General features: G+C 64.2%; 17 protein-coding genes and 1 pseudogene. 7 read left to right on the top strand and 11 right to left on the bottom strand.

Features of this window, described 5'->3' with window-relative positions:
• The first annotated feature begins 103 nt into the window (after window positions 1–103).
• The 5 genes and pseudogenes from FS320_RS02730 to FS320_RS02710 all read left to right on the top strand — a co-directional run bounded on the left by FS320_RS02730 (window position 104) and on the right by FS320_RS02710 (window position 4,718).
• Entirely contained in the window at window positions 104–1,033 is a 930-nt protein-coding gene (locus FS320_RS02730) for an ABC transporter permease (RefSeq protein ID WP_152709163.1), read from the top strand.
• Window positions 1,026–1,987 (top strand): annotated as a pseudogene (locus tag FS320_RS02725) (iron chelate uptake ABC transporter family permease subunit). The gene FS320_RS02730 and the pseudogene FS320_RS02725 overlap by 8 nt, the downstream one beginning before the upstream one ends.
• Window positions 1,984–2,742: an iron ABC transporter ATP-binding protein gene (locus FS320_RS02720; protein ID WP_152709076.1), complete on the top strand. Its 759-nt coding sequence runs from the start codon at window positions 1,984–1,986 to the stop codon at window positions 2,740–2,742. The pseudogene FS320_RS02725 and the gene FS320_RS02720 overlap by 4 nt, the downstream one beginning before the upstream one ends.
• 126 nt (window positions 2,743–2,868) lie before the next feature.
• Window positions 2,869–3,723, top strand: coding sequence for an alpha/beta fold hydrolase (locus FS320_RS02715; protein WP_152709075.1), 855 nt, complete (start codon window positions 2,869–2,871; stop codon window positions 3,721–3,723).
• Window positions 3,720–4,718: an ornithine cyclodeaminase family protein gene (locus tag FS320_RS02710; RefSeq protein WP_152709074.1), complete on the top strand. Its 999-nt coding sequence runs from the start codon at window positions 3,720–3,722 to the stop codon at window positions 4,716–4,718. The genes FS320_RS02715 and FS320_RS02710 overlap by 4 nt, the downstream gene beginning before the upstream one ends.
• 12 nt (window positions 4,719–4,730) lie before the next feature.
• Here FS320_RS02710 and FS320_RS49665 read toward each other — a convergent pair whose 3' ends face one another.
• The 9 genes from FS320_RS49665 to FS320_RS02670 form a co-directional block, all read right to left on the bottom strand.
• Complete coding sequence (locus tag FS320_RS49665; RefSeq protein WP_202882826.1) at window positions 4,731–5,420, bottom strand: DMT family transporter; 690 nt, start codon at window positions 5,418–5,420, stop codon at window positions 4,731–4,733.
• Entirely contained in the window at window positions 5,420–5,626 is a 207-nt protein-coding gene (locus FS320_RS49660) for an EamA family transporter (RefSeq protein WP_202882825.1), read from the bottom strand. Before FS320_RS49660 ends, FS320_RS49665 begins: the two co-directional genes overlap by 1 nt.
• A gap of 246 nt (window positions 5,627–5,872) precedes the next feature.
• On the bottom strand, window positions 5,873–6,766 hold the full coding sequence (locus FS320_RS02700) for an NAD-dependent epimerase/dehydratase family protein (protein ID WP_152709073.1): 894 nt from the start codon (window positions 6,764–6,766) through the stop codon (window positions 5,873–5,875).
• Window positions 6,767–6,827: 61 nt separating this feature from the next.
• On the bottom strand, window positions 6,828–7,982 hold the full coding sequence (locus tag FS320_RS02695; protein ID WP_152709072.1) for a mandelate racemase/muconate lactonizing enzyme family protein: 1,155 nt from the start codon (window positions 7,980–7,982) through the stop codon (window positions 6,828–6,830).
• A gap of 12 nt (window positions 7,983–7,994) precedes the next feature.
• The gene (manD, locus tag FS320_RS02690) at window positions 7,995–9,203 is read right to left on the bottom strand and encodes a D-mannonate dehydratase ManD (RefSeq protein ID WP_152709071.1); all 1,209 of its coding nucleotides are present in this window, start codon (window positions 9,201–9,203) and stop codon (window positions 7,995–7,997) included.
• 4 nt (window positions 9,204–9,207) lie between these two features.
• The gene (locus FS320_RS02685; protein WP_152709070.1) at window positions 9,208–10,908 is read right to left on the bottom strand and encodes an ABC transporter ATP-binding protein; all 1,701 of its coding nucleotides are present in this window, start codon (window positions 10,906–10,908) and stop codon (window positions 9,208–9,210) included.
• Complete coding sequence (locus FS320_RS02680) at window positions 10,905–12,059, bottom strand: ABC transporter permease (RefSeq protein WP_152709069.1); 1,155 nt, start codon at window positions 12,057–12,059, stop codon at window positions 10,905–10,907. Before FS320_RS02680 ends, FS320_RS02685 begins: the two co-directional genes overlap by 4 nt.
• The gene (locus tag FS320_RS02675; protein WP_152709068.1) at window positions 12,056–13,042 is read right to left on the bottom strand and encodes an ABC transporter permease; all 987 of its coding nucleotides are present in this window, start codon (window positions 13,040–13,042) and stop codon (window positions 12,056–12,058) included. Before FS320_RS02675 ends, FS320_RS02680 begins: the two co-directional genes overlap by 4 nt.
• Window positions 13,043–13,117: 75 nt before the next feature.
• On the bottom strand, window positions 13,118–15,058 hold the full coding sequence (locus tag FS320_RS02670) for an ABC transporter substrate-binding protein (protein WP_152709067.1): 1,941 nt from the start codon (window positions 15,056–15,058) through the stop codon (window positions 13,118–13,120).
• A gap of 169 nt (window positions 15,059–15,227) precedes the next feature.
• On the opposite strand from FS320_RS02670, the gene FS320_RS02665 reads away from it, so the two are divergent.
• Complete coding sequence (locus FS320_RS02665; protein ID WP_152709066.1) at window positions 15,228–15,920, top strand: GntR family transcriptional regulator; 693 nt, start codon at window positions 15,228–15,230, stop codon at window positions 15,918–15,920.
• A 741-nt stretch (window positions 15,921–16,661) separates the two neighbouring features.
• On the opposite strand, the gene FS320_RS02660 is transcribed toward FS320_RS02665, so the two are convergent.
• Window positions 16,662–17,408, bottom strand: coding sequence for a hypothetical protein (locus FS320_RS02660; protein ID WP_152709065.1), 747 nt, complete (start codon window positions 17,406–17,408; stop codon window positions 16,662–16,664).
• Window positions 17,409–17,607: 199 nt separating this feature from the next.
• Between FS320_RS02660 and FS320_RS02655 the strand changes: the two genes are divergently transcribed.
• The gene (locus tag FS320_RS02655; protein WP_152709064.1) at window positions 17,608–18,618 is read left to right on the top strand and encodes a zinc-binding alcohol dehydrogenase family protein; all 1,011 of its coding nucleotides are present in this window, start codon (window positions 17,608–17,610) and stop codon (window positions 18,616–18,618) included.
• Between the two features lie 153 nt (window positions 18,619–18,771).
• Here the strand turns inward: FS320_RS02655 and FS320_RS02650 are convergent.
• Window positions 18,772–18,947, bottom strand: a 176-nt coding sequence (locus FS320_RS02650) for a transposase (RefSeq protein ID WP_192926244.1), incomplete at its 5' end; no start/stop codon positions are given.

Raw genomic sequence — 18,947 nt, 5'->3', positions numbered from 1 at the left:
CCCTGAGCGATCCGCTTTTGCATGTGGAACCCCGGGCCGGGCCAAGGCCCGCCTGAAGCCCCGAGCGAACGTGAGACTCCTCCTTCCTGCCCTGGCAGCCGTGATGATCCTGGCTCTGATCAGCCTGCTGATCGGCGCGAGCGATCTGTCCTTCGCCGCCCTCCTCTCTCCTCAGGAGGGAGAGCGCGCCGTCCAGATCCTCGTGGTGTCCCGCATTCCCAGAACCGTTGCCCTCATCCTGGCCGGCACGGCCATGGCGGTGGCCGGGCTGATCATGCAGATGCTGACCCAGAACCGGTTCGTCGAGCCATCCACGGCGGGCACGGTCGAGGCGGCGAGTCTCGGCCTTCTTATCGTCACGCTCTTCGCCCCCGACTTCCCGGTGATCGGGAAGATGCTGGTGGCCGCAGCCTTTGCGCTCGCCGGAACGGCCCTGTTCCTGCGGATCCTCCGCCTCGTACCCCTGCGCTCCGTCCTGACCGTGCCGCTGGTCGGCATCATGCTCGGCGGCATCATCAGCGCGATCACCACGTTCTTCGCCTACCGGTTCGACCTCATGCAGTCCCTGAATGCCTGGACGACCGGGGACTTTTCCGGCGTTCTGCGCGGCCGCTACGAGTTGTTGTGGGTGACTTTTGTCCTTACCCTTCTGGCCTATGCGGCCGCCGACCGGCTCACCCTGGCCGGGATGGGACGGGATTTCGCCACGAACCTCGGCCTGCGTTACCGCAGCATCGTGTCCTTCGGCCTGATCATCGTGTCCATGGTCACGGCGACCGTCGTCGTCACGGTCGGCATGATGCCGTTTCTCGGCCTGATCGTGCCGAACGTGGTCAGCATGATGATCGGCGACAACATGCGACGCGCCCTGCCCTGGGTCGCCGTGATGGGCGCGGTTCTCGTGCTGGCCTGCGACGTGGTCGGCCGCGTGGTGTATTACCCCTACGAGGTTCCGATCGGCACGATCATGGGAATCGTCGGCAGTACCCTCTTCCTGGTCCTTCTGCTCAAGGGGCGAGAGCGCCTTGCGTAAGAAAGACCTGCGACCGATCCGCGTGCTCCTGATCCTCGCTGCCGTCGCGGCGGCGGTGATCGTGCTGTTCATGACGCTGAACGCCAAAGGACGGTGGGATTTCATCCTCCCGTTCCGCGGCATGAAGGTCCTGTCCATGGTCCTTGTCGCCTATGCCATCGCGGTTTCGACCGTGCTGTTCCAGACGGTGAGCCACAACCGGATTCTGACGCCCTCGATTATGGGCTTCGACGCCTCTACGTCCTGATCCAGACCGGCCTGATCTTCACCCTGGGATCAGCCGGACTGACCGCCCTGGACCCGCGCCTGCTGTTCGGGATCGAGGTCGCCGCGATGGTGGCGTTCTCCAGCCTTCTCTACCGCTGGCTGTTCTCCGGCAGCAGCCGCAGCCTTCATCTCCTCCTTCTCGTCGGCATCGTCTTCGGCGTGCTGTTTCGCAGCCTGTCCGGCTTCATGCAGCGGATCATCGATCCCAACGAGTTCGTCGTGCTGCAGGACCGGCTGTTCGCGAACTTCAACAGCGTCGATGGCAACCTGCTGACTGTTTCCTCTGCAGCAGTTGCTGCCGTATCCGTCATCGGCTGGCGGCTCATGCACACCTACGACGTGCTGGCTCTGGGCCGCGAAACCGCCGTCAACTTAGGCGTCGACCACAACCGGGTGACGAGTGTCGTGCTCATGCTGGTTGCGGTCCTCGTCTCCGTATCCACGGCTCTCGTCGGACCCGTCACCTTCTTCGGGCTTCTCGTCGCCAATCTGGCGTATCAGATTGCCGGAACCCACAAGCACCGCTTCATCCTGCCTGTCGCGAGCCTGCTCGCGATCATCTGCATCGTCGGCGGACAGCTCGTGCTCGAGCGGATCTTCGCCTTCGACACGGCGCTCAGCATCGTCGTCGAATTCGTGGGCGGAATCGTCTTCCTTGCCCTCCTGATCAGAGGAACGGCCCGTTGATCGAGATCTCCAAAGTCAGCAAGGCCTATGGCGACGCCATCGTCGTGCGCGACGTGTCGCTGCAGCTTCCCCGGCGCGGCGTCACCTCCATCATCGGCCCCAACGGCGCCGGCAAGTCGACGCTTCTGTCGATGATCAGCCGCCTTCTGCCCATGAGTGCCGGCACGGTGACGGTCGACGGACTCGATGTCACGCAGACGCCGTCCGACATTCTTGCCAGACGGTTGTCCATTCTCCGGCAGGACAATCGGGTATCGTCCCGTCTGACCGTTCGGGATCTGGTCGAGTTCGGGCGCTGTCCCTATTCAAAGGGACGCCTCACGACGGAAGACCGCGCCCACGCCGCCAGGGCAATCGGGTATCTGGATCTCGAGCCTTTGGCCGACCGCTTTCTCGACCAATTGTCAGGCGGCCAGCGCCAGCGGGCCTACGTCGCCATGGTGCTGTGCCAGGACACCGACTACGTCCTCTTCGACGAGCCTTTGAACAATCTCGACATGAAGCACGCGGTCGGCATGATGAAACTGCTGCGCCGAGCCGCCGACGATTTGGGCAAGACGATCGTGCTCGTCCTGCATGACATCAACTTTGCGTCCTGCTACTCGGATTATCTGGTCGCCATGCGCGACGGTGCCGTCGTCCATCATGGCACCCCGGCCGAGATCATGACCGGTCCTGTTATTCGCGCCGTCTACGACATGGACGTCGAGATCCAGGACGTCCGCGGCCACAGAATTTCGAACTATTATCTCTGAGCCCCAGAACCGTCACCAGCGCTTGTGCATGCAGCGCCTCGGTTTCGTGTACACTGCGCATTCGGGCGATACGCGCGATCCCCGAAGAGGAGCGCGCAACAAGCCGAAAGTGGAGGACCCGTCCGCATGCCCAACCGTCTGATCGCAGACCGCGACCGCTTCGCGAAACTCCATCCCGAACAGCGGATCGCCGTCGGCGGCCGCGAGTGGGGATACGTGCAGGCAGGCGATCGTGGTCCGGCGCTGCTGCTCATCCCCGGCACGCTTGGCCGCGCCGACATCTTCTGGCAGCAGATCGAGGCGCTGAAGGGCCGCGCCCGCATCGTCGCCGTCACTTATCCCAGGAGCGGCGGCGTGATCGAGTGGGCAAGCGATCTCGCAGAATTGTGCGGCAGGCTCGATCTTGGGCGCGTCACCGTGCTCGGTTCGTCCCTCGGGGGATACGTGGCACAGTACTTCGCCGCGACCTACCCGGATCTCACCGAGAGGCTCATCGCGGCCAACACGCTGCATTCCGTCGCCAACGTTGCGACCCGCCCGCCCTATTCCTCGGACCTCGACAACGCCCCGATCGAGGAGATCCGCGCGGGGTTCGGCCGCGGTCTCGGCGCTTGGCGCGAGGCGCATCCTGAACAGGCGGAGGTAATCGACCTTCTGATGGCGGAAGCGGCCGGGCGCATTCCCGCGCCGGAGCTCCGCACGCGGCTGAATGCGCTGAAGCGCGGGCCCGAATTGCCGCCGCTCGATCTGCCCCGGGAACGGATTGCGACGATTGAGGGCGCCGACGACCCGCTGATCCCGCCGCAGATGCGCGACGCAGTGCGTGCCCGGCTGAACCCGTCAGTGGCTTATCGCTTCGAATGGGGTGGACACTTTCCCTATGTCGTGCGACCGGATCTCTATGTGGCGCTGCTCGAAGAGCAGCTCGGCCTGCCCGTCGCGGGCGACGGCTGGGGCAAAGGGGAAATGCGCGCGCGATGATCGTCCTCTCCGACAAGGAAATCCGGTCGCTCCTGCCGATGACCGACGCCATCGAAGTCGTCCAGCGAGCGATGATCGCGGTCTCTGCCAGCGCGGCCAACCTGCCGCTGCGATCGGTCGTCGACGTCGGCGCACCGAACAAGATGGGTGTCATGCCCGGCGCGCTCATGCCGGGCAATGATCAGGTCGAGGCATGCTTCGGCGTGAAGCTGGTGAGCCTGTTCCCCGGCAATCCCGATGCCGGATACTCTTCCCATCAGGGAGCGATCGTCCTGTTCGAGCCGGAGCACGGCTCGGCGATCGCCATGATGAATGCCGGGCTTTTGACCGCAGTGCGCACGGCCGCCGCGAGCGCGGTGGCGACGCGGGCGCTCGCTCGGCCGGATTGCGGCACGCTCGTGATGGTCGGGGTCGGCGAACAGGCCGAGCATCACCTCGAGGCCATGCTCTGCGTGCGGCCTTCGATCCGGGAGGTGCGGATGGTCGGGCGGCGGCGCGAGAAGGCGGATGCCTTCGCGTCCCATGCCGCTGAACGCTATCCCGGCCTCGCCGTCAGCGTGTTCGACGACGTTCGCTCCGCCGTCGAGGGAGCCGACCTCGTCTGCACCGTCACGTCCTCGCCCGAGCCTGTCCTGATGGGCGAGTGGGTGACGCCGGGCACCCATCTGAACGTGGTCGGCGCCTCGATCCCCTCGAAGCGCGAGATCGACGAGGAGATGGTGGCGCGCTCCCGGCTCTACGTCGACTACCGGCCCTCCACTTTCGCGCAGGCCGGCGAAGTCATCCATGCGCTCGAGAGCGGCCGCATCCAACGTGAGCACGTGCTGGCAGAGATCGGCGAGGTTCTTGCGGAAAAGGCGGCAGGGCGTGAGGCGGCCAGCGACATCACGCTCTACCGCTCGCTCGGCATCGCAGCGCAGGATCTCGCCTGCGCAACCCATTGCTGGCATGAGGCGAGGGCCCGAGGCCTGGGCGTCGAGGCATGGCTGGATTGAGCGGGGCGAGCGCTACCGCTGGCGATCCCACACGAGGGCCGCCAGAGGCATGACGTGATTGCGTCTCAGGGTGATGATCAGGACGCCGCAGAGCGCAATGCCTGTGCCGATCCCCATTCGCAGGTCGAAATGATCCCCCGTGATGAGAAGTCCGAGTGCCACGGTCATCAGCGGGTTCATGATCGTCAGGGGCGCGATCAGGTTGGCGGGGTATTTTCCGATGAGCCCGTAATAGATGGTGTGGGCCACCAGGGACACGATCAGGGCAGAAAACAGCAGAGCCGCCAGGAAGGCCCAGCCGGCCTCCATCGCGCGCGGGATCTGGTTGGCCTCGAGGCTCGCGGTGAGTAAGGTCAGCGGCAGAACGGAAGCAAGGCCGATCCAGGCCTGGAACCGCAGCGGCTGCACGCCCTCCATCTGCTTCATTATCACGGCCGCCAGCGAGCCCGCGGCCGCGGATCCCAGGATCAGGGCGAGGCCGCCCGAGATCGGAAAGCCGCCGGCTGGATCCCACATCACGAGCACGCCGCCCACGAAAGTCAGCGTAATGCCCAGGCCCCGCTTCCAATAGACCTTCTCTCCCAGTATCGCGACCGACAGAAGGGTCGTGATCGGCAGGCCGAGCTGCGACACGATGGCAGCGCTCGACGGGCTCGCAGTCCGGATGCCTAGGAAGAAGAGAGCAAAGCCGCCTCCCCCCATCAGGACCCGACCAGAAGGATGCGCCAGGTCGGTCGGGGCATCGGCAGGAGCCAGGGCAGTGCCAGCATGGCGACGATGCCGTAGCGGATGGCCGCATAGAACAATGGCGGGATCGCCATGTCCGAGACGACGATCTTGCTTACGACCGTATGGGCCGCCCACAGGAGGCAGACCACGAGCATTAGGGAGAAATCACGCAGAGTCATGATGATGGATAACTCGGCCCCAGCCTGCACCACAAATGCCGCGTCGGAAGGCCTGCCATGCTCCCAGGGGCCTTGGGACCGGTGCCCTTCACGTCCTTCGTCATCACCGGCCTTGTGCCGGTGATCTCGTTTGGTTGAAGCGCTGTGCTCATTGGATCGGGATGACCGGGACAAGCCCGGCCATGACATCCAGGGCTTGTGCACATAATGCTCGAGGGGCCTTGCTTCCTAAATCCAAACAGAGCCTCAAACGACATGGTCCCAGATATCGTCCTGCGGCTCGTAGCCGATGAGCCGGCGGGTGGTCTCGATATCCCATGGCATGCCTCGATTGGCCGACATGCCGTTGACCACGATCCCAGGCTGCGGCCAGGCTTCCGCATCGGCGAGAAGCGCCCGTTCCATGACGGCCGCGAAGTCCCGGTTCGAGAGCCACATGTTGCGGAACCACCGCAGATCACGCTCGGTGTCCGGGCCGGCATTCGTTTCCTCGCCGGGCAGGCCGGACGTGTTGATCGTCTCCGGCCTGTTCTCTCCCGGCTGGCACCAGCCGATCCGAACGCAGACGCTGGTCAGCCTGCCGTTCGACCGGTGCGCCTCGGAGAGGCAGGCTCGCTCGCCCATCAGCTTGGACGCCGCATAGGCAAAGCCCTGGAGCATCTCCCGGCCGTTGAACCAGCGCGTCCCCGGCCCCGGCGGCAGGGACGTCGTCAAGGCGCCGGGAGTCAGGGCATCGGCCAGGGGCGCGTCCTTGTATTGCCCCATCACGTGGTTGGATGAGGCGAACACGATCCGTTGCAGTCCGGCCCGGCCGACCGCCGCCAGCAGGGCCAGGGTCATGTCGAAGGACGCGCTGGCATCGCTCCAGGGCGCATCGGGATACGGATTCTGGGCTGCGAAATGCACCGCAGCATCGACCCCGGCCAAGGCCTCATGCCATCGCATGTCGGAGGGATCCGCAAGATCACCCGCGACCCATTGCACCCGATCCGCAGGCGTCATGGATGACGGCGTCGAGCGATCGAGTGCGACGATCCGCACGCACCAGTCCTGTGCCAGGAGATGAGCGATCAGCTTCTGGCCGAGATTGCCTCCCGCGCCCGTGACGAGGACGGAGCGGACCGGTTTCAAGGAAGTCATGATCGAACGGCCCCTCCGTGATGATGTTCGATGGGCAGTATCACCCTGCCGCCGTCGGCTGTCACCAGTTGGTCACCGAGCCGTCCCGCCTCCTCAGGTGCGGCGCCTCCCAGAACTCGAAGCTCTGCCTCGCGATCAGCTCCTCGTTGACCTCAATACCGAGACCGGGTGCATCGGGAACGACATAATGCGCGCCCTGCAGCCGCGGCTGAGCTGGGAAAAAGTCCGAGTTGTCGAAACCGAGATGCGTTTCCGCGGGGCTCGCGCGGGTTTCGAGCCAGGAAAAGTTCGGGACAGCGGCCGAGAAATGGATGGTCGCCGCCGTGCAGACAGGCCCGAGCGGGTTGTGCGGCATCATGTCGACGTAATGGGTCTCGCTCCAGGCGGCGACCTTCATCGATTCCGTCAGGCCGCCGACATTGCAGACATCGAGGCGATTGTATTGATGGATGTCGCGCTCGATATAGGGCTGAAACTGCCATTTCGACGCGAACTCCTCGCCGATGGCGAAGGGAATGTCGGTCAGGCGACGCAGCGCCTCGTAGGAACTCGGCGACTCATCGCGGATCGGCTCCTCGAGAAAGTCGAGGGTGCCGGACGGCATCTTTTGGCAGAAGCTCGCGGCCTCCGCGACGCTGAGGCGGTGGTGATAGTCGATGCCAAGGACGATATCGCCGCCAAGGGTTTCGCGGGCCTTCACGCACCACTTCGCGGTCGTCGCAATATGCTCACGCGGCTCGTAGATGTCCTTGTGCTCGTGGCCGGAGGGCGAGAGGCGCATGGCCGTCCAGCCATGCTCGACCAACATCTGCGCCTGTTCGATCATCGCCGGACCAGGCTCCGCGAAGGTGGTCGCGAAGGTCGGAATACGGTCGCGCTGCTTGCCTCCGAGGAGCTCGTACACAGGCACGCCGAGAGCCTTGCCCTTGATGTCGTGGAGCGCAATGTCGATGGCCGAGATCGCGGCCTGCAGCACACGGCCGCCCTCGAAATACTGGCTGCGGTACATCTCCTGCCACAGGGCGCCGATCTTGAAGGGATCGCGGCCGCGCAGGAATTCGGCATAATGCTCGAGCGCGCCGACGACGGCTTTCTCACGGCCGGAGAGGCCACTCTCGCCCCAGCCGAAAATGCCCTCATCCGTCTCGACCTTCACCAGAAGCTGGTTCCGGATTCCGACCTTGACGGCGTAGCTCTTGATCGCGGTGATCTTCATCTCGTCCTCGAATTACCAATGCCACAGGGTGCCGTCTTCGAGACGGTTCACCGGGAGATACGCGCGCTGATACGGGTATCTTTCCGCCAGACTTTCATCGATATCGACACCATGGCCGACGGCCTCGCCCGGATGCAGGTAGCCGTCGGACAGGCTCCAGGCACTCGGGAAGACCTCGAGGATCTGCGGCAGATAGCCGGAATATTCCTGGATGCCGAAATTGGGGACCCACAGGTCGAGGTGGAGGTTGGCGCCGAGGCAGATCGGCGACATGTCCATCGCTCCGTGGCACGCAGTGCGGACGTTGTAGACGCTCGCGAAATCCATGATGCGGCGAAGCGCCGTGACTCCGCCCGCATGCACGGTCGTCATGCGGATGTAGTCGATGAGCTGCTCCTCCATGAGAAGCCGCGCATCCCAGATGGTGTTGAACACCTCTCCGACGGCGAGCGGGGTCGTGGTGTGCTTGCGGATCAGCCGGAAGCCCTCCTGGTGCTCGGCGGCCACCGCATCCTCGAGCCAGAAGAGACGCGCGAATTCCAGATCCTTGCCGAGCCGCGCCGCTTCGATGGGCGTCAGTCGATGATGGGTATCGTGCAAAAGCTCGATGTCCCAGCCGTGGGCGTCCCGCACCGCCTTGAAGAGTTCCGGGACATAGCGCAGGTATTTCGATGTCGACCAGGTTTCCTCATGCGGGACCGCATCGTCGAGAGCATTGTTGGTCACCGATTTCGCGCCCGTGCCGTAGACGTCCGGAAGTCCGGGAATGCCGACCTGAACACGGATCGCCTTATAGCCCTGCTCCTTGCGGTGGGCAACGGCCTCGACCGCCTCGGCGATGTCGCGCCCCTGGGCATGGGTGTAGCACAGCACCTTCTCGCGGCTCGCGCCGCCGAGAAGCTGATAGAGCGGCATGTTGGCGGCCTTGGCCTTGATGTCCCAGAGCGCGGTGTCGATGCCGCCGATCGCCGCCATGGTGACCGGACCGCGCCGCCAATAAGCGCCCCTGTAGAAATACTGCCAGATGTCCTCGATCCGACTCGGGTCGCGGCCGATCAGCAGCGGTGCGAGATGGTCCCGCAGATAGGCGGCGACCGCCAGCTCCCGGCCGTTCAGCGTCGCGTCGCCGACTCCGGTCAGCCCCTCGTCGGTAAAGATCTTAACGGTGACGAAGTTGCGTCCCGGCGAGCAGACGATGATTTTGACGTCGGTGATTTTCATCGCGTTATCCGTTGGCTGAAACCGTGCGGCCGGCATCGTACCGGAACCGGTTGTGGATGCGCCGATTGTGTGGATCGGGATGGGGAATGGCGGAGAGCAGCGCCCGCGTGTAGCCGTGCGCCGGGTCGTTGACGACCTGATCGGTCTCGCCCACCTCGACGATCTTGCCGCGATACATGACCGCGACGCGGTCGCACATGTAGCGGATCACCGACATGTCATGGGAGATGAACACGTAGGAGAGGCCGAGCTCGTCCTGCAGCTTCATCATGAGGTCGAGCATCTGGGAGCGCAGCGAGACGTCGAGCGCCGAGGTCGCCTCGTCGGCGATGATGAGGCGCGGGTTCAGCGCGATGGCGCGGGCGATGCCGATGCGCTGGCGCTGGCCGCCGGAGAAGGCATGCGGATAGCGCTCCCGCCAGGCCGGCTCCAGTCCCACATGCTGCATCAGGTCGGCGACACGGTCGTTGAGCTCCCTGCCCTTCATGCCGGCGATCTTGAGCGGTTCGGCGATGATCTGGCCGACGGTCTTGCGTGGGCTGAGCGAGCCTACCGGATCCTGAAAGATCATGCGGACTTCGCTGCGGATTTTCACCAGCGCGGCCTTGTCGGCCGTGCGGATGTCGACCGTGTGGCCGTCCGGGCGGCGATAATCGATGGCGCCGGACTGCGCGTCGTAGATGCGCAGCAGGCAGCGTCCCATCGTGGTCTTGCCGGAGCCCGACTCGCCGACGATGCCGAGCGTCTCGCCCGGGCGCACGATCAGCGAAACGTCGTCGACCGCCTTGAGGCCGGATGCAAAGGTGAGCGAGAGGTTCCGGACATCGAGGAGCGGCGGGGTCCCGGTAGGAATCGCCGGCCGAGAGAGCCGCACCTCCGCCTTCTTCTCCAACCTCACGACGGAGTCGATCAGCCGGCGCGTATAGGCGTCCTGCGGCGTATGGAAGATCTGCTCGACCGATCCTCTCTCCATCACCTTGCCGCGATACATGACGAGGACCTCGTCGGCGATTTCAGCGACCACTCCCATGTCATGGGTGATGAAGAGCACGGCCATGCCATGGCTCTGCTGCAGCTTCTTGATGAGATCGAGGATTTCGGCCTGTGTCGTCACGTCGAGGGCCGTCGTCGGCTCGTCGGCGATCAGCACGGAAGGGTTGCAGGCGAGCGCCATGGCGATCATCACGCGCTGGCGCATGCCACCCGAGAACTCGAAGGTGTAGCGGTCGATGGCCGTTTCGGGGCGCGGAATCTCGACCTGCCGCAGGAGTTCGAGGACTCGCTCGCGCTGCTCGTGCTTCGGCGTGCCGAAATGGATGCGCAGCGCCTCGCCGATCTGCGTGCCGATGCGGTGGACCGGTGAGAGCGAGCTCATCGGCTCCTGGAAGATCATGGCGATCTCCTTGCCGCGCACACTGCGGATCTCCCGGCCCCGCGGGTCGAGCTTGGCGAGGTCGGTCGTCGAGCCGTCGGCACGCGTCAGAAGGACGGAGCCGCCCTCGATGCGGCCGGGCCTGTCGACGATCTGCAGGATCGACCGCGCGGTCACAGACTTGCCGGAACCGGATTCGCCGACGACGCACAGCGTCTTGCCGCGTTTTAGCTCGAACGAGACACCGTCGACCGCCTTGAAGATGCCCGTGCGGGTTGGGAAAAGGGTCTTGAGGTCCTTGACCTCGAGGATCGTGTCGCTCGTCGTGCTCATGACACCGACTCGTAGGGATCTGCGGCATCGCGGAGGCCGTCGCCGAGGAAGTTGAGGGCAAGAACCGAGATGACGATGGCGGTAGCCGGCGTGAAGAGCAGCCACGGCGCCTGGGCGACGGCGCGGATGTTCTGAGCCTCCTGCAGGAGAACGCCCCAGGAGACAATTGGCGGCTGCAGGCCGATGCCGAGGAAGGACAGCGCCGTCTCGGCCAGGATCATCGAGGGGATCGCCAGTGTCAGGGTCGCGATGATGTGGCTGATGAAGGACGGCACCAGATGGTGGAAAATGATGCCGATCTCGCTCATGCCGTCGAGGCGGGCGGCGGTGACGAAGTCCTCGTTTCTCAAGGACAGGAACTTGCCGCGCACCTCGCGCGCCAGGCTCGTCCAGCCGATCAGCGAGACGATCAGCGTGATGACGAAGTAGGTCCGAAGCGGCGGCCAGCCGACGGGGATCGCAGCCGCGAAGCCCATCCAGAGGGGAATGGTCGGGATCGAGCGCAGCAATTCGATGAAGCGCTGGATCGCAAGGTCGATCCAGCCTCCGAAAAAGCCGGAGATGCCACCGATGGTCACCCCGAGGATCAGGCTGATGAAGACGCCCACGAGGCCGATGGACAGCGAAATCTTGGCGCCGTGGACGACACGCGAGAAGATGTCGCGACCGAGGCGGTCGGCGCCGAAGATGTACATGCTGTCGCCCGGCTTCGGGTTCGTGAGGCCGAAGAGCTTGGTCTGCATCGGAATGAAGCCGAGCAGGTAATAGGGCTGCTGCGCCGGCACGAAGAAGGACACCGAGACCGGCTTCGTGGGATCGGGCATGAACTCCCGGCGCATCGACTCGGTGTTCAGGGTCATCTTGAGCTGATCGACATGCGGCTGGAACGAGCCGTCCAGCATCAGCGACAGGCCCTGGGGCGGTGCATAGGTGAAGCGCGCGTTCGTGGCATTGGGATCGAACGGCGCGATGAAATCCGCGAAGGCCGCGACGAGATACATGAACACGATCACGACGAGGCTCGCGAGCGCGATCTTGTGCTTCTTGAACTTGAGCCAGAACAGGCGCCACTGGCCGGCGACGGCCATGTCCCTGCGGTGCAGATCGAGCGACGCCGTCGTTTCGGGCGGAAGGCTGGTGATGTCTGTCATTGGAGCCGGATCCGCGGGTCGGTGATGGCGAGCAGGATGTCCGAGATCAGCGTGCCGATGATGGTGAGCACCGAGATCAGCAGGATGAGCGAGCCGGCGAGATACATGTCCTGGGCGAGCAGCGAGCGGAGCAGCAGCGGCCCCGTGGTCGGCAAGCTCATGACGACGGAAACGTTGATCTCGCCCGAGATGACGGCCGGCAAGATCCAGCCGATCGTCGAGATCAGCGGGTTGAGGGCAAGGCGCACCGGATAGCGCAGCAGGAGCTCGAATTCGGACATGCCCTTGGCCCGCGCCGTGGTGACATAGGGCTTCGAGAGTTCGTCGAGCAGGTTGGCGCGCATGATGCGCACCAGCGCGGCGAGCGATCCGAGACCGATGACGACGACCGGCAGCCAGACGTGCTGGGCGAAGTCGACGAGCTTGCCGAGGCTCCACGGCGCATCGACGTAGTCGGGCGAGAACAGCCCGCCGACGCTCTGACCGAACCAGGCGGACATGACGTACATGGCCGAGAGCGCCATCAGGAAGTCCGGCACGGCCAGAAAGAAGAAAGCCAGGAATGTCGCCGTGTAATCGGAGATCGAGTACTGGCGCACCGCCGACAGGATCCCGATCGGGATCGCGATCGCCCAGACGAAGCAGAGCGTCAGAACCGAGAGCAGCAGCGAGAAGCCGAGGCGGTTCCAGATGAGCTCCGTGACCGGCTTGCCGAGTTCGAAGGATATGCCGAAATCGCCGCGGGTCAGGATTCCCGCGATCCACTTGTAGTACTGGAAATAGATCGGCTGATCGAGGCCGTAGCGCTCGCGCATGGCGGCGACCGTGCCTGCCTCCACGGCGCCGCCCTGGCTTGCCCAGTCCGCCATCAGGGTCGTGAGATAATCTCCCGGCGGGAGCTGGATGATGATGAAGGCCACGATGGAGACGGCGAACAGTGTCGGAATCGCGAACACCATTCGCTTGACGATGTAGCGGAGCATGAACCTGACCGTTCGAGGTGATCGAAGGGGTATCCGACGGCAGCTCGCAGGCCGCCGCCGGCGCCGGAAGTGGCCCTACTTGGCCGGCTTGTCGAAATACCACTGGGTCAGCGTCGGAGCCGGGTGCCAGAGGTTGCCGGTGATCGGGATGCCGTTGACGACGTTCTTCAGGCTGTTCGAGGTCATCATGTATTTCGGCATCGGGCGCGAAATGCCGATGTTGAGGAAGTTGTCGGCCGACAGGTTGAGGAAGTCCTTCATCTTCTGGCGGCGGTCGTCGTCCGTCACGGCGGCATTGACCTTGTCATAGGCGGCCATCAGCGCCTGGATCGCCTCCGGCGGTTCCTCGCCCGTGGCATGGTTCGAATACCACTCGCTCCATTTCATCGCGAAGAAGATGTCGGCCTTCTGGAAGGGCATGTAGCAGCGGGGATCCGTATAGACTTCGGAAAGCCCGCCCACGCAGTTCCAGATATAGGCGTCCTGCTCGTTCGCCGACCACATCGTGTTGAGGCGGGCGCGGTCGGTGGTGCGCAGCTGGATGTCGACGCCGATATCCTTGGCATATTGCTGCACCATCTGCATGACGTCCGGATAGGACAGGCCGAAGACGTCGGCCACCATGAAGTTGATGGTGAAGCGCTTGCCGGTCTCGTCGAGACGGAAGCCTTCGGCATCCTTCTTCGGCATGATCTTGTCGAGGATTTCATTCGAGCGCTTGGGATCGAACTCGGTGTATTGCTTCGCTTGGCGCTCGTTGAAGAGCTCGTGCTCGGGCTGGACGGCCACCTGTGCCGGAGCGCCCTGCCCCACATAGACGAGATCGATGATCTCCTGCCGGTTGATCGCATGGCTGAGCGCGATCCGGAAATCCTTGTTCTGGAAGATCTTGCGCTTGACCGGATCGGTCGAGTTCAGATTGAGCAGGATGACCGCGTCGTTCGCCGGCAGGTCCTTGACGTCCACGAAGCGGTAATTGCCGGTCTTCTGGCCGTCGAAGAGCACCGACTTGAAGGTGGAGTTGTTGATGTGGCGGAACGCGAAGTCGAACTCGCCGGACGTCATCTTGAGAGCCATGAGCTGCGGGTCGTCGAGCTTGGCCCAGGTGATGCCGTCGATATAGGGGAGCTGGTTTCCGGCCGTGTCCACCTTCCAGTAATAGGGATTGCGCGTCGCGACCACGCGCTCGCTGTCGGCATAGGGAACGGTCAGCACCCAGGGATTGAGGGTCGGCAGCTCGAGGTTCTGCCAGAAGGGCGGCTGGAAGGTCAGCGAGACCTTGGAATTGAACAGCGCCACCCAGTCGCCGGCGGCCGGGTTGGCCTTCAGGAGCGCCGGGATGCCTTCCTTGTTGTACTTCTCGTGGAACTTGCTGAGGTAATGCTTGGGATAGATGACCGGCAGGTGGCCCTGGCCATAGGCGAGCTGCTGCAGGAAGAGCCCATAGGGCGACTCGAACTTGAACTCCACCGTCTGGTCGTCGATCTTCGTCACCTTGACCGGCTTGCCGGCCACCGTGAAGGTCGGGTTCTTGGCGGGCGAGAGCGCGTTGTTCATGAACACGTCTTCGTACCAGAACATGATGTCGTCGACTGTGAAGGGCTGACCGTCGCTCCACTTCAGGCCCTTGCGGAGCTTGAACGTATAGGTGGTCGCATCGTCGGAAGCCTTGAACTCCTCGGCGAGCGACGGCATGACCTTCTTCCACTGCGGGTCCCAGCGCACGAGCAACTCGTTGGCGATGGTGCGGGTCAGATTGTACTGGTCGCCGTTGGCGAGGATCGTCGTGCGCAGGGTGCCGCCATATTTGCCGACGCCGTCGATCATGGCTTCCACATAGGGATTGTCCGGGAGGCGGCTGGCGACGGCGGGCAGCTTGCCTGCCTTCACCTGCTCATCGAGCATCGGAGCCTGCTTGTAATCAGCCGCCCCGGCCGGCGACAGCGCCCCCAGAAGCATGGCGCCCAACAGGCCCGTCGACATGACGAGGCCCGGCAGCTTGTGCTGGTAGCCCATAGCGTTTTCTCCTCTTGGCCGGCTTTTTGCCGGTTTCCTCCCGAACAACAGCCTTTCGGCTCTCGCACTGAAAAGCTTTCAACTCGTACATTATTTGTCAATCTGAATGTATCGTTTAGGATAGTTCACCCTTGGCAAGGGCGCGCAGAGTGAATAAAGAAACATTTTTATGAGAACGATCGCCAGCATCCGACACGCTGCCCCCGAGGACGAGGACAACGGCTCCTCGGTCTACGACCGCCTGCGGGACGACATCATTCACGGGCGCGTCAAACCGAACGAGCGCCTCAAGGTGTCCGAGCTTGCAAGCCGGATGGGCACGTCCACCAACCCCGTGAGGGAAGCTCTGCAGCAGCTGCGCGGCGAAGGCTTCGTCGTCATGACGCCGAACCGCGGCGCCCGCGTCCGGCCCATCGACGAGGAGTTCGTGCGGGACATCTGCGAGATCGAAGTGCTCATCGAGCCAGCGCTGACCCGGTGGTTCGTCGGGATCGTCACCAAGGCCGAAATCGACGAGCTGGAGCGTATCCAGGCGGACATCGAGGCGCTGAACTTCGCGGACGAGATGAAACACTCCAATCTCGACCTGCAGTTCCACCAGCTCATGTACGACCGCCACTACAACCGGCACGCGGTCGACCTGTGGGTGCGCCACCGTCAAATTCTCTGGGCGATCAGCCGTCGCTTCCCGACGTCGCTCAGCCGGCAGACGAACGTGCGCGAGGAGCATCAGGAGCTGATCGCCTGCATCAAGGCGCAGGATGCCGAGGGCGCCGCACAGGTGATCGCCAGGCATGTCAGCGGCTCCGGCCGTCATATCATGGAGCGCATGCGCCTGGCCCGGCTCTCGCCGCAGCCCTAGGAGCCTGCCCCGCCACGTCATCACCGGCCTTGTGCCGGTGATCCCGATCCGTAAAGCACAGCGCCTCACAGGATCGGGATGGCCGGCACAAGACCGGCCATAACGTAAAGGTCACATCCAGTCGCCCCTGTCATCACCACCGCAGCTCCTCTCCGCAAAGATGAGAAAAGGGCAGAGTATGGCCGTTACGAAAAAGCCCAGGCTCCGGGGCGAACGGGCGGGATGCCTTCGCATCTCTCGCCTCGCCTGCTACGGGCCTGGGCTAATAGGGTCCAGACGGGCGCCTGCATCGTCAGGCAAGCGCAGGAACGGACCATGCCGGAGTACATCCGTCCTGGCACGGTCTCATCGACGCTGGCGGTGACGCCCGCCGCTGTCGAAGTCCACAACAATGTCCGCTGGGTCTGCCTGATATGGGGATCGAAGAGCGATCCGCAAGGGGTGCCGCGCACTTCTTCCAGCGCATCAGGCGACAAAAGAGGATTCGGTTTTCCGCGCCCGACGATCTGCTCCCCTGAGGCTGGATCATCAGTCTCACACCTCATCCTGAGGAGCCTGCACGGCAGGCGTCTCGAAGGAGGATCCGGAGAACACTGGAAGCGCCCTGATCCTTCGAGACGGATTGCTGACGCAATCCCCTCAGGATGAGGGCTCAGGAGTGCCTCATCTTCAAGCCGGTCTTCCAGGAAGCAAGCATTGGATCCAATGCTCAAATGGTGCGTCTGACCTGAGCATGCGTCGCTAGGACGGCATCTCGCCCAGGTTGCTCCCGCTCGGGATCACCGGACCTGTCCGCCGCTTGGCCCGGTCGGCGGCTTCCTCGGCGCATTTCTCCAGGTGGGCCGTCTTGTTGATCACCTGAAGGTTGGGCGCGCCCCAGAAGGCGAGCAGTTCGGGCCAGGGCCGCGAGCGATGCTCGGACCAGACGGCGAAGAGCGGAACGCGGTGGTCGACCTCGGCGGTCTTAAGCAGGCGGCGCCCGCTCGTTGCGCATCGCCGCTGCTGGCGCAGCTTCAGGATCCTGAGATGGTCGGGTGGTGCCGTCCAGAGCTGCCAGGCCACGACGCAGGCGGCGTGCCACGTGGCATTCCTGTTCGGCTTGTCGTCGCCCCAGAGGTCGCAATGCCAGCCCAGCCGGTAAACAGGCTGTCCGCAGACGCAGCAATGCCCCGGCCCGCGCGTGAAGGCCGCCTCCCGATAAGGTGCCGGGGGCGTGCGGAAGGACATCGGCAGACCGGCCTCCTTGTCGGAGCCGAGACGCCACTGCCATCCCGCCGGCTGTCCGCTCCTGACCGCTAGCGCCCGCGCGAGCCGGTCGGCCAGGAGCGGGCGATGCCGCCAGTAGGATTCCACCGCGCGGCGCTGGGTCGGCGGGATCAATGGCTGCCGGAGCGCGTGGGACAGAGCGCAGGCGGGAAAAAGCGCGGAGAGACGTTTCTCGAGCCGGGCGCGCGCCTTCTGGTTCTTCTCGTCTCGCCAGGTTGACATCCGGATCGGCCGCCTCGTGTGAATCGTTCTGGGGACCGGAGCGTCGGTCCCAATAGCAGATTTCACTTTTGGGATCGATTCGTTGCTCAATCCTAAAGGCGGCGCATCATCGATGCGGAAAACCGATCGGCTTTGCGCTTTCGCGTTCTCGCCCTAAGCTTGCAGGATACGAAAAGTTATCCGTTGGGAGAAAACGCCGATGAAAGCCCTTCGATGCGACGAGCCCGGCCGGCTTACCATTATCCAGCGGGATGTTCCGAGCGCCGGTCCAGGTGAGGTGCTGGTGCGCATCCGGCGGGTCGGGATCTGCGGAACCGATTATCATATTGTCCAGGGCAATCAGCCCTATCTCGAATACCCGCGGGTGATCGGCCACGAACTCGCAGGCGAGATCGCCGAGGCGCCGAGCGGCAGTTCGTTCAAGAGCGGCGATATCGTCTGCATCGAGCCCTATCTCTATTGCGGAACGTGCCGCGCCTGTCGGCAGGGAAAAACGAATTGCTGCCAGAACCTGCAGGTCCTGGGGGTGCACCGCGACGGCGGGGCCTGCGAGTACATTGCCGTGCCGGAGCGCAATGTCGTGCCGGCGACGGGCTTGGGCCTGGATGAGGCGGCGATGGTCGAGTTCCTGGCGATCGGCGCCCATGGCGTACGCCGCTCCGGGGCCGGCCCGGCGAGCCGGGTCGCCGTGGTAGGCGCCGGGCCGATCGGGATCGCGGCGGCGATTTTCGCCAAGGCCCGCGGCGCTGAGGTTTCCGTCCTCGACATGAACGCCCGGCGGCTTGCCTTCTGCCGGGACGAGATCGGCGCCGACCATGTCTTCGAGGTGTCGTCCGGCATCGACGATCGACTCAAGGCGGCCACCGACGGCGATTTCTTTGATGTCGTCATCGATGCCACCGGAAGCCCCAGGGCGATGATGACGGGCTTTTCCTATGTCAGCCACGGCGGCACCTACGTGCTCCTGTCGATCGTGCGCGCCGACATCACGTTCAGCGACCCGGAGTTCCACAAGCGCGAGACGTCCCTGCTCGGCAGCCGCAATGCCACGCGGCAGGATTTCGAGACTGTGCTCGAGGCCATACGCAGCGGCAAAGTGCCGACGGCAGCGCTGGCAAGTCACCGTGGCGGCCTTGACGACGCACCGGGACTCATACCGATGTGGTCGGCTCCCGAGGCCGGGGTGATCAAGGCGCTCGTCGAACTCTAGCCGTTCCTATTCACCAGAGTTTGTTTCGGGGCCTATTTGGTAGCGCGGGCGTGCCGATCCGCTGCGTTTCTTTCACCGCGGCAAGGTCTGGAACGTGGGGAACGCGTTGGCAGGGACGGGATGGGATGACCGGGGCGATGGCAGCCCCGGCGCTCAGGGCGAGGCCGCCCGGGGCTGGGGTGCCAGAGCGCTCGCAAGACGCCGGACGAGATCCGCTTCCGGACAGCACGAGGCAAAGGCCAGTCGGATGCGGCTGGTGGTTTCCTGCACCCGCACGGCGATCTTGAGCAGGCGCAACCGCAGCGTTGCGAACTCCGCCCGGGCGAGAT

The sequence above is a fragment of the Microvirga tunisiensis genome, assembly GCF_009296175.1.
In the GTDB taxonomy this organism is placed as follows: domain Bacteria; phylum Pseudomonadota; class Alphaproteobacteria; order Rhizobiales; family Beijerinckiaceae; genus Microvirga; species Microvirga tunisiensis.
Note: the sequence above shows the minus strand (reverse complement) of the source record. Positions and strands in the feature narration are given on the sequence as shown.